Origin of the sequence: Streptomyces sp. NPDC052016, assembly GCF_044548445.1 — a bacterium.
In the GTDB taxonomy this organism is placed as follows: Bacteria; Actinomycetota; Actinomycetes; order Streptomycetales; family Streptomycetaceae; genus Streptomyces.
Genome location: NZ_JBIUBX010000048.1, coordinates 24265 through 32578 on the forward strand (window position 1 = coordinate 24265; position 8314 = coordinate 32578).

8 protein-coding genes are annotated in these 8314 nt (G+C 69.6%); 3 read left to right on the plus strand and 5 right to left on the minus strand.

Annotated elements, in window-relative coordinates; all coding sequences use genetic code 11:
* Positions 1 to 237 precede the first annotated feature (237 nt).
* From ACIHAR_RS38610 to ACIHAR_RS38620, 3 genes are all read right to left on the minus strand, one after another.
* Complete coding sequence (locus ACIHAR_RS38610) at positions 238 to 1683, minus strand: FAD-dependent monooxygenase (protein ID WP_400023905.1); 1446 nt, start codon at positions 1681 to 1683, stop codon at positions 238 to 240.
* A 75-nt stretch (positions 1684 to 1758) separates the two neighbouring features.
* Positions 1759 to 3246, minus strand: a complete 1488-nt coding sequence (locus tag ACIHAR_RS38615) for an FAD-dependent monooxygenase (RefSeq protein WP_400023907.1) — start codon at positions 3244 to 3246, stop codon at positions 1759 to 1761.
* 159 nt (positions 3247 to 3405) lie between these two features.
* Entirely contained in the window at positions 3406 to 4812 is a 1407-nt protein-coding gene (locus ACIHAR_RS38620; protein WP_365471666.1) for an MFS transporter, read from the minus strand.
* Positions 4813 to 5004: 192 nt separating this feature from the next.
* On the opposite strand from ACIHAR_RS38620, the gene ACIHAR_RS38625 reads away from it, so the two are divergent.
* Both ACIHAR_RS38625 and ACIHAR_RS38630 read left to right on the plus strand, forming a co-directional pair.
* Positions 5005 to 5616 (plus strand): TetR/AcrR family transcriptional regulator, encoded by a 612-nt coding sequence (locus ACIHAR_RS38625; RefSeq protein WP_365471663.1) that lies wholly within the window; start codon positions 5005 to 5007, stop codon positions 5614 to 5616.
* Positions 5617 to 5761: 145 nt separating this feature from the next.
* On the plus strand, positions 5762 to 6547 hold the full coding sequence (locus ACIHAR_RS38630; RefSeq protein ID WP_365471660.1) for an AfsR/SARP family transcriptional regulator: 786 nt from the start codon (positions 5762 to 5764) through the stop codon (positions 6545 to 6547).
* Positions 6548 to 6610: 63 nt separating this feature from the next.
* Here ACIHAR_RS38630 and ACIHAR_RS38635 read toward each other — a convergent pair whose 3' ends face one another.
* Both ACIHAR_RS38635 and ACIHAR_RS38640 read right to left on the minus strand, forming a co-directional pair.
* The gene (locus ACIHAR_RS38635) at positions 6611 to 7363 is read right to left on the minus strand and encodes a thioesterase II family protein (protein ID WP_400023909.1); all 753 of its coding nucleotides are present in this window, start codon (positions 7361 to 7363) and stop codon (positions 6611 to 6613) included.
* A complete protein-coding gene (locus ACIHAR_RS38640) occupies positions 7360 to 7698 on the minus strand; it encodes a non-heme iron oxygenase ferredoxin subunit (RefSeq protein WP_384661117.1) in 339 nt (112 codons plus the stop codon). Before ACIHAR_RS38640 ends, ACIHAR_RS38635 begins: the two co-directional genes overlap by 4 nt.
* Positions 7699 to 7879: 181 nt before the next feature.
* Here ACIHAR_RS38640 and ACIHAR_RS38645 point away from each other — a divergent pair, with 181 nt between their 5' ends.
* Positions 7880 to 8116, plus strand: a complete 237-nt coding sequence (locus ACIHAR_RS38645) for a DUF6059 family protein (RefSeq protein ID WP_400023912.1) — start codon at positions 7880 to 7882, stop codon at positions 8114 to 8116.
* Positions 8117 to 8314: the final 198 nt, after the last annotated feature.

An 8314-nucleotide genomic window follows, 5' to 3' on the forward strand; every position in this document is an offset into this window, starting at 1 on the left:
CGGCCGGTCGGCGCCGTCAGCCGACCGGCCGGTCCCTTGTGTGGCAAGAACCCGAAACACCCCAGCGTCGTCATGCCGCGCGCCTGGTACACCGCGGCCAGGCCCGGGCCCTGGCCGGCGCCCTCCACCGCACGGCGGACGGCCTCCTCGGCACCCCCTGAACCCCCTCCGACGAAAGAAGAGCCGTGTGCCCCGGGCGGCAGGCCCGGGGCACACGGCCTTCGGAGCGTACGGGTGTCAGCGGCCGGGCTCGCCGAACCAGGTGCGCAGGGCGCGGTCCAGGGCGTCGGTGTCCTCGCCCGCGTACGCCACGCATCCGTCCGGCCGGAGCAGGACGACGGAGGCGTCGATCTCGGCGACGGCCTTCGCGGTCAGGGTGTCGACCCGGTCCCGCCATCCGGCCACCGTGGTGGCGGCCTCCTCGGCAAAGCGCAGCAGGACGCCGCGGCCCGGCCGCAGGGTCTGCGCGACCGAGGTCTCCCCGTCGGCGGTCAGCAGGGAGACACCGCCGATCCGCCGGCCGACGAGCGGATGGTCCCCCGGAGCGGGTTCCGGGTGCCGGGCCGCCGTGGGCAGGCGCAGCAGATAGCGGTTGACCTCCTCGAACCGCAGCAGCTCGCCGAACAGCTTGCGCAGGGGCGCCACCTTGGTCAGCGGGTGCATGAGCGCCATCTGGGCGCGGGCGTGCGCGCACGCCTGAACCGCGGCCGGGTACCGCTCCGCGTGGTACGTGTCGAGCAGGCCCTCGGGCGCGTGGCCCTTCAGCTCGGCGGCGAGCTTCCACCCGAGGTTCACCGCGTCCTGGAGACCGGCGTTGAGCCCTTGGGTGCCCGAGACGAAGGAGACGTGCGCCGCGTCGCCGACGAGGAAGACCCTGCCGTCCCGGAACCGCTCGGCCACCGTGCTGGGCCCGCCGAACCGGGCGAGGTACTGGGCCCGTTCGATCCGCGGCGCCCTGCCCGCGACCCGCTCGATGCTGGCGCTCAGCTCCGCCTCGGTGACCGGGCCGTCGGCGCCGTCCGGCCGCGCGTCGAACTCGATGGTCATGAACCGCAGGGTCCCGGGCCCGATCGGGATCGCACCGAAGACCCCGGCGGGGTGGAGCCCGGCGTCGAACTGTTCTCCCTCCCGCACCTCGACGTCGCCCAGCACGCCGTAGTAGGTCGACACCTCGTGATCGAGCCGGCCGATGCCGGCCAGCTCGCGCACCGTGCTGTTCTCCCCGTCACACCCCACCAGGTAGGCCGCGCCCAGCTCGTACTCGCCGTCGTCGGAGCGCACGGTCACCGTGACCTCGTCCGCCGTCTGCTCGAAGCCCACCACCGTGTGGCCGTGCCGGACCTCCGCCCCCAGCTCGACGGCGTGCCGCTCGAGCAGCCGCTCGGTGCGCCACTGCGGCATGCCGTAGGTGTAGTCCTCGGCGCCCACGCTGTCCATGTCCAGCCACAGGAAGGCGAAGGGCGTGCGCGGCCAGGGGAACATGCCCTGCTCCCGCAGTTCGTCGGCCAGTCCGCGCTGCTCCAGCAGTTCCAGGCTGCGCCCGTGCACCGCCATCCCGCGGGAGTGCTCGGCTCGCTCGGTGCGCGGTTCGAGCACGACAGCGGAGACACCCGCCAGCGCCAGCTCGCCGGCGAGCATGAGCCCGGTCGGGCCGCCTCCGGCGATCACAACGGTACGACTCACAACTGACTCCTTGTCGATGGTCCGGAAGACGACAGGCGTCCACGTGGCCGCGGCCCGGGACACCCGCGGTGCTGGTCAGGAGGGCTCGCCGAACCATGCCCGCAACGCCTGCCGCAGGGCCGTCCGGTCCGTGTCGTTCTCGTCCGCGTGGGCGACGTACCCGTCGGGGCGCACCAGGAGGGTGGAGGCGCCGATCTCCGGGGCCGGCTCCGCACGGATCACGTCCACGCGGTCCGACCAGCCGGCGGTCAGGTCCTCCGGCGGCTTCTGGTCGCCCAGCAGGAGGAGCACGCCCCGAGCGGCGTGCAGGGTTTCGGAGATGGTGATGTCGCCGTCCGCGGTGGTCAGCTTGCCGACCGGCACCCGGCCCCCGATCAGCGGGTGCGCCGCGTCCTCGGACGATCCGCCCGGAACCGTCATCGCGTACTTGATGCCCAGCCCGTTGAGGATGCTCATCAGGTACTTGTTGACCACGTCCATCTTGACCAGTTCGGTGAAGAGCGCTCGCAGCGGAGCGACCTGGTCCAGCGGGTAGAGCAGTCCGTCCTGGGCGCTGGTGCTCCAGCAGAGCCGCTCGCCGACCGGGCGCCGTTCGGAGTGGTAGGTGTCGAGCAGGCCGGCCGGGGCCCAGCCGTTCAGCTCGGCGGCCAGCTTCCAGCCCAGGTTGAGCGCGTCCTGCACGCCGGTGTTCAGGCCTTGGCCGCTGATCGGGAGGTGGATGTGACAGGCGTCGCCCGCCAGGAACACCCGGCCCTTGCGGTACTCGGCGGCGAGCCGTGTCGCGTTGCCGACCCGGGAGAGGTGCCGGACCTCCCCGGTGGCCAGGATGCCGAGGTCCCGCCCCGCGCACTTGCGGAACTTGGCCTGGAACTCCTCGACCGTGGGCGGGATGTCCTTGGAGGTCTTGGGCACGCCGAACTCGAAGGCCGTCACCCGGTGCAGTCCGGGACGCAGCGGAATCGAGGCGTACATGCCGGGCTGGCAGATGGTGGGGTGGATGAACTCCTCGACGTCCAACGGTGTGATGACGTCGGCCGTGAGCCCGTCGGCGGTGGACACGGTGCCGGGGAAGTCGATCCCGGCCAGCTTGCGTACAGTGCTGCTGCCGCCGTCGCACCCCACCAGGTAGGCGCCGGTGAGGGAGTACTCGGAGCCGTCGGCCGGCCGTACGGTGACGGTCACCCCGTCCGCGTTCTGCTCGAAGCCGACCACCTCCTGGCCGCGCCGGACGTCGGCGCCCAGTTCGACGGCGCGGTCCTCCAGCAGGGCCTCGATGTCCCGCTGGGGCACCAGCAGCGGCAGCAGGCTCTCGTCGTCGATGTAGTCCTGGAGTTCGACCAGTCCGAAGTTATACGACGCGACCCGCGGGTACTCGCTGAAGCGGTTCAGCCCGCGCTGTTCCAGGACCTCCGCCGTCCGTGCGTGCAGGGTCAGCGAACGCGAGTAGTCGCTCGGTTCGGGGAACCGTTCGATGACGACGGCCTCGACGCCCGCCAGACTCAGCTCACTGGCGAGCATCAGGCCGACCGGCCCGCCTCCCGCAATCACGACGGTTCGACTCACGACGCACTCCTTCGCGGTTGGCACCCGGGCAGGCACTTTTCGCCAACCCTGGTCACTGCTGCTAAACCGGCCCTGAAGGAGTGGTTAAGGCCGCACGGACGCCGACGCCTCCGGCCCGTGGCGGGCCGGAGGCGTCGGCTCAGGGACACGCTGCTTCGGTCAGACGGTGGCTTCCGCCTCGCTGACCGGCTCCTCGGCGGCCGGCGCCGGAGGGGCCTTCTTGATGACCACCATGGCGATGACGACCGAGATGACCACGAAGGCGATGGACGCGGTGAAGGCGGCGCCCAGGCCCTCGACCAGCACGTGCTTCGGGTCGTCGGGGTTGTCGGCGGCCACGTTGCGGCTGACCGTCCCGAAGACGGTGGACAGGATGCTGATGCCCAGGGTGAAACCGATCCACTGCATGACCTCGAGGACACTCGACGCCGAGCCCGCGTGCTTGCCGGACACGTCGGAGAGCACGGTCGCGGAGACCGCGGTCATCGCCAGGCCTGCACCGAGGCCGAAGAGCACGATCGGGCCGAGGACGCCGCTGACGTAGGTGGTGTCGTCCGAGAGCAGCGACAGCCACACCATGCCGACGCAGATCAGCGCCGATCCGCCGAGGATCACCGGCTTGGCGCCCACCTTGCCGAGCAGCTTGGCCGCCTGGGCGCCCGCCAGCAGGATGCACGCGGCCATCGGCAGGAACGCGAAGCCGGTGACCACCGGGCTGAAGTCGAGACCGTCCTGCAGGTACTGGCTGACGAAGAAGTTCATCGCCGCCATCGTCGCGACCAGGCCGATCAGGCTGAAGTAACCACCGGCACGGTTACGGCTGGTGAAAAGTTGCAGGGGCATGACAGGTTGTTCCGCCTTGGCCTCGACGAGGAGGAAGGCGACCAGGAAGACCACGGAAGCGCCGATCGGGACCAGCGTCTCCGCGTTGCTCCAGCCGTGCTCCGCGGCGTGCAGCAGGCCGTAGACAAGGGCGATCATGAAAGCCCCGGACAGGATGGTGCCGGCGAGGTCGAACTTGCCCGGGTGCCTGTCGGCCTCCTTGACGTACAGCGGCGCGAGCACCAGGACCAGCAGGGCGAACGGCACGTTGATGAACATGACCCAGCGCCAGGAGACCTGCCCGGTCAGCACACCGCCGACGAGCAGGCCGACGGCGAGGCTGGCGGCGTAGGAACCGGCCACCGCGCCGTACGCCTTGTTCATTTCGGGGCCGGGCTTGAAGTTGCTGCCGATCAGGGCCAGCGAGTTGGGGGCGGCCATGGCGGCGCCGATGCCCTGGACCACGCGCCACAGCAGCAGCATGGTGTCCGAGTCGGCGAATCCGCCCAGCAGGGAGGCGAAGCCGAAGAGGACCAGGCCGGCGATGAAGACGCGGCGCCGGCCGAGGATGTCGCCGATCCGGCCGCCGAGCAGCAGCAGACCGCCGAAGGCCAGGGTGTAGGAACTGCTCACCCAGGCCAGACCGGTCCGCGAGAAGTCGAGATCGGTGCGGATCTCCGGTAGCGCGATGTTCACGACGGTGGCGTCCAGACCGACCATGAACTGGCTTAAGACAATGACCAACAGCGCAATACCTGGATTGTGCCGCTGGGCGGTACCTGTGGTGCCGGTGTCTGTCGACGTGGTGGACACAGTCCCCTCCCCCGGGTGATGATGCGAAAGTTCAATGGAAACAGTAGACGTTCGCGTTCACTATAGGCGGGGCGGGGTCGGCTCGCAAGGGACTCCCCCCGTCCGGTTCGGAGGTGTTGAGGCATGGCAGCTGCCAACGGCCGTTCCCCGGTGGCAAGTTCGGGAACCCGTCGGCGCGGGAAGGTCCTGGAGAAGGCGATCCTGGACGCGACGATCGAGCAGCTGCGGACGGTCGGCTACGTCGGCCTCACCATGGAAGGTGTCGCCGCGGAGGCGGGCACCGGCAAGGCCGCGCTCTACCGCAGGTGGGCCAACCGCGACGAGTTGGTGACCGCCGCGCTCGCCAACGTCCTGCCCGACCCCACCGTGATCGAGCTCGGCCGGGACGTGCGCGAGGACCTGCTGGCGCTGCTGCGCTGCGTGCGCGACGCCATCGCCCTCACGCACGGCACCGTCTTCCAGATCGTCCGGAGCGAAGCCGCCGAGGCGGCCGGCGGCATGATGCACGTCGTGGTCGGTGAGCGGGTCATGGATCCGTCGCACGAGCTGATCCTCGAGGTCCTCCGTGCCGGCGAGCGGGACGGGCGGGTCCGGCCCGGCGCGGCCTCACCGATGGTGGCGACGGTGGGCCCGGCGATGCTCGTCCACTACGTCGTGCACGAGGGGCCCGCCGTCCCGGACGACTACCTGCGGTCCATCGTGGACGACATCCTCATGCCGCTCGCTGCTCCGTGATCGAACGATCACTGTAGAAAGCGCCCCCTACGTAATTTTCCTGATGTGGATCTCAGAACGACTGTGGCAGGGTGGGGCCCGGAGCGAGTGACCCTCGACTCCGCGGCTCGATACCGCGTCTGCTGAAAAAATGGGGGCATCAGGCATGGAGTATCGAATATTAGGGCCCATCAGGGTCATCGACGAAGGGCGCGAATCATTCCTGAACGCTCGTAAGGTTCAGGCGCTTTTGGCTGTACTGCTGATCAAGGCCGACCAGATCGTGAGCGTGGATCAGCTGATCGCCGAGATCTGGGACGAGGACCCGCCGCGTCGCGCCAACGCCTCGCTGCACGTCTACATCTCGCAGGTCCGCAAGTTCCTGTCGCGGCCCGGCCAGGACGGGAGCCGGCTCACGACCCGCGCGCCCGGCTACATGCTGACACTGCGTCAGGACTCGCTCGACGTCCGTGACTTCCAGCAGTGCATCGCCGACGGACGCGACCAGTTGCTGCTGGGGCGCCTGGAGGAGGCGAACGAGCTGCTCAGCGGAGCCCTGGCGATGTGGCAGGGGCGTGCGCTGGGCGAGCTGACCGGCGACGGACCCATCATCCGGGGATTCGTCGTGTGGGCCGAGGAAGCCCGGCTCGAGTGCCTGGAGCTGCAGTTCGAAACCCGCCTGGCGCTGGGTCACCACCGCCAGCTCGTCGGTCCGCTGTTCCAGCTGATCTCCGAGAATCCCATGCGGGAGACCTTCTACCGGCAGTTGATGCTGGCGCTCTACCAGTCCGGACGTCAGGCCGACGCGCTGCGCGTCTACCAATCCGCCCGGACGACACTGAGTGATGAACTCGGTGTCGAGCCGTGTCAGACGCTGCGCGATCTGCACCAGGCAATTCTTGTCGGTGACGAGGTGCGCAGCGAGTACGCGGTTCCCACGCTCGTTTCCTGAGCGAATGACGGCCCGCAGGCCAGCGTCGTCCTGCGGTCCGCCATTCCGGATTCTCGCCGTTGATTACCGCAGTGTTTCGGTGATCAGGTCGGCGATTTCCTTTTGATGGTCGTTCAGGTAGAAGTGACCGCCGGAGAATTCCCGGACGTCGCAGTCGGCACTGGTGTGCACCTTCCAGTCCCGCGCCTCCTCGGCCGTGGTGCGCGGGTCGACGTCGCCGGTGAGTACGGTGACCGGGCACGCCACCGCGGCGCCGGGCTCGCACCGGTACGTCTCGACGGTGCGGTAGTCGCTGCGGATCATCGGCAGCAGGAGCTCGCGCATCTCGGGGTCGTCCAGCAGCCGCGAGTCCGTACCGTCGAGCGTCGTCAGCTCCCGCACCAGCCCGTCGTCGTCCAGGGTGTGTGCGCGTTCCCCTCGGACCCGGGACGGCGCCCGGCGCCCCGAGGCGAACAGCCGCACGGGCGAGTTCCCGAGCCGCTGCTCCATCAGGCGGGTCACCTCGAAGCCGATCACCGCGCCCATGCTGTGGCCGAACAGCGCGAACTCCCCGAGGTCCGGCACCTCGTCCAGCGCGCGGCATATCGCCTCGGCGTACTCCGACACCGTGACCGGGCAGGGGTCGCTCCGCCGGTCCTGACGGCCGGGATACTGCACGGCGAGCACCTGGACACCGGGCTGCAGAGCCGCCGAGAAGGGAAAGTAGTAGCTGGCGCTGCCGCCCGCGTGCGGCAGGCAGACCAGACGCGGCGCATCCGCCGGCGACTGGTGGAACCGCCGGATCCACAGCTGCGCTTCCGTTGTCGTAAGGGTCATCGCGAGACTCCCTGGTCGTCCGTGGTCAGGCTGATGAGAACCTCGTCGTTCTCGACCCTGGTCCGGTACACCGGCACCGGCTCGGTGGCCGGGTTGCCGTCCGCCTTGCCGGTGCGCAGATCGAAGCACGAGCCGTGCAGCCAGCACTCGATCACGCCGTCGTACACCTCGCCCTCGGACAGGGGCACGTCGGAGTGCGTGCAGTTGTCCTTGAGGGCGTGCACCTCTCCACCGCTCCGGACGACCGCCACGCGCGTGCCTTCGACGTCGACGGCGAGCACCCCTTCCTCAGGCACGTCGTTCAGCGCGCAGGCGCGGACGTAGCTCCGACTCATCCCGACTCCTTTTCCTCCCGTGGGCGAACAGCTGCTGCGAGCATGACGCCTGGGCCTAAACCGCCACTAAGACCGTGGGTCCCGCCACCGGGAAGGAGAGGTCCTCGCCTCTCCTGACACGGAGTGAGACCGAGTGGCGACGCTTTGGCAGCGCTTTGGCCGGGCCGGACACGCTGACCGAATGCGCTCTTTCCTCACCCGTTTCCTCCGCTCGGCACAGGAGACGCTGATCGCGTTCGGCAACCTCTGGGTGTACGTCCCGCCGGTGCCCGAGTCGCCCGAGGCCCCGCTGGACGGACCCGCGCCCGGGCACCCGGAAGCGCTGCGTCCGGACATTCCGCTGAGCGCGGTGGAACGGGCCCTGCACCGTCAGTTCCTCGGGGCCGACCCGGGGGAGGGAACGGGGCCGGGGCCATGAGCGGCGACCACCCGGTTCACCGTCGGAGCGCCCCCATCTCCTCTCGGCTGTTGTCGGGCCGATCGACAGGAAGAGCGGAGCAATGACTCGAAAGACGACAGCATCGGAGTCCGGATTGCCCATCGAGCCGGTGTACGGTCCTGCCGCCCTGGAGGGCTGGGATCCGGTGGAGAAGTTGGGTGAGCCGGGCGGGTATCC

What these genes read in the sequence shown, in the direction of transcription:
- ACIHAR_RS38635 (WP_400023909.1), bottom strand. Translation starts at nt 7,363, where the DNA reads ATGACCCTTACGACAACGGAAGCGCAGCTGTGGATCCGGCGGTTCCAC.
- ACIHAR_RS38630 (WP_365471660.1), top strand. Translation starts at nt 5,762, where the DNA reads ATGGAGTATCGAATATTAGGGCCCATCAGGGTCATCGACGAAGGGCGC.
- ACIHAR_RS38640 (WP_384661117.1), bottom strand. Translation starts at nt 7,698, where the DNA reads ATGAGTCGGAGCTACGTCCGCGCCTGCGCGCTGAACGACGTGCCTGAG.
- ACIHAR_RS38625 (WP_365471663.1), top strand. Translation starts at nt 5,005, where the DNA reads ATGGCAGCTGCCAACGGCCGTTCCCCGGTGGCAAGTTCGGGAACCCGT.
- ACIHAR_RS38645 (WP_400023912.1), top strand. Translation starts at nt 7,880, where the DNA reads ATGCGCTCTTTCCTCACCCGTTTCCTCCGCTCGGCACAGGAGACGCTG.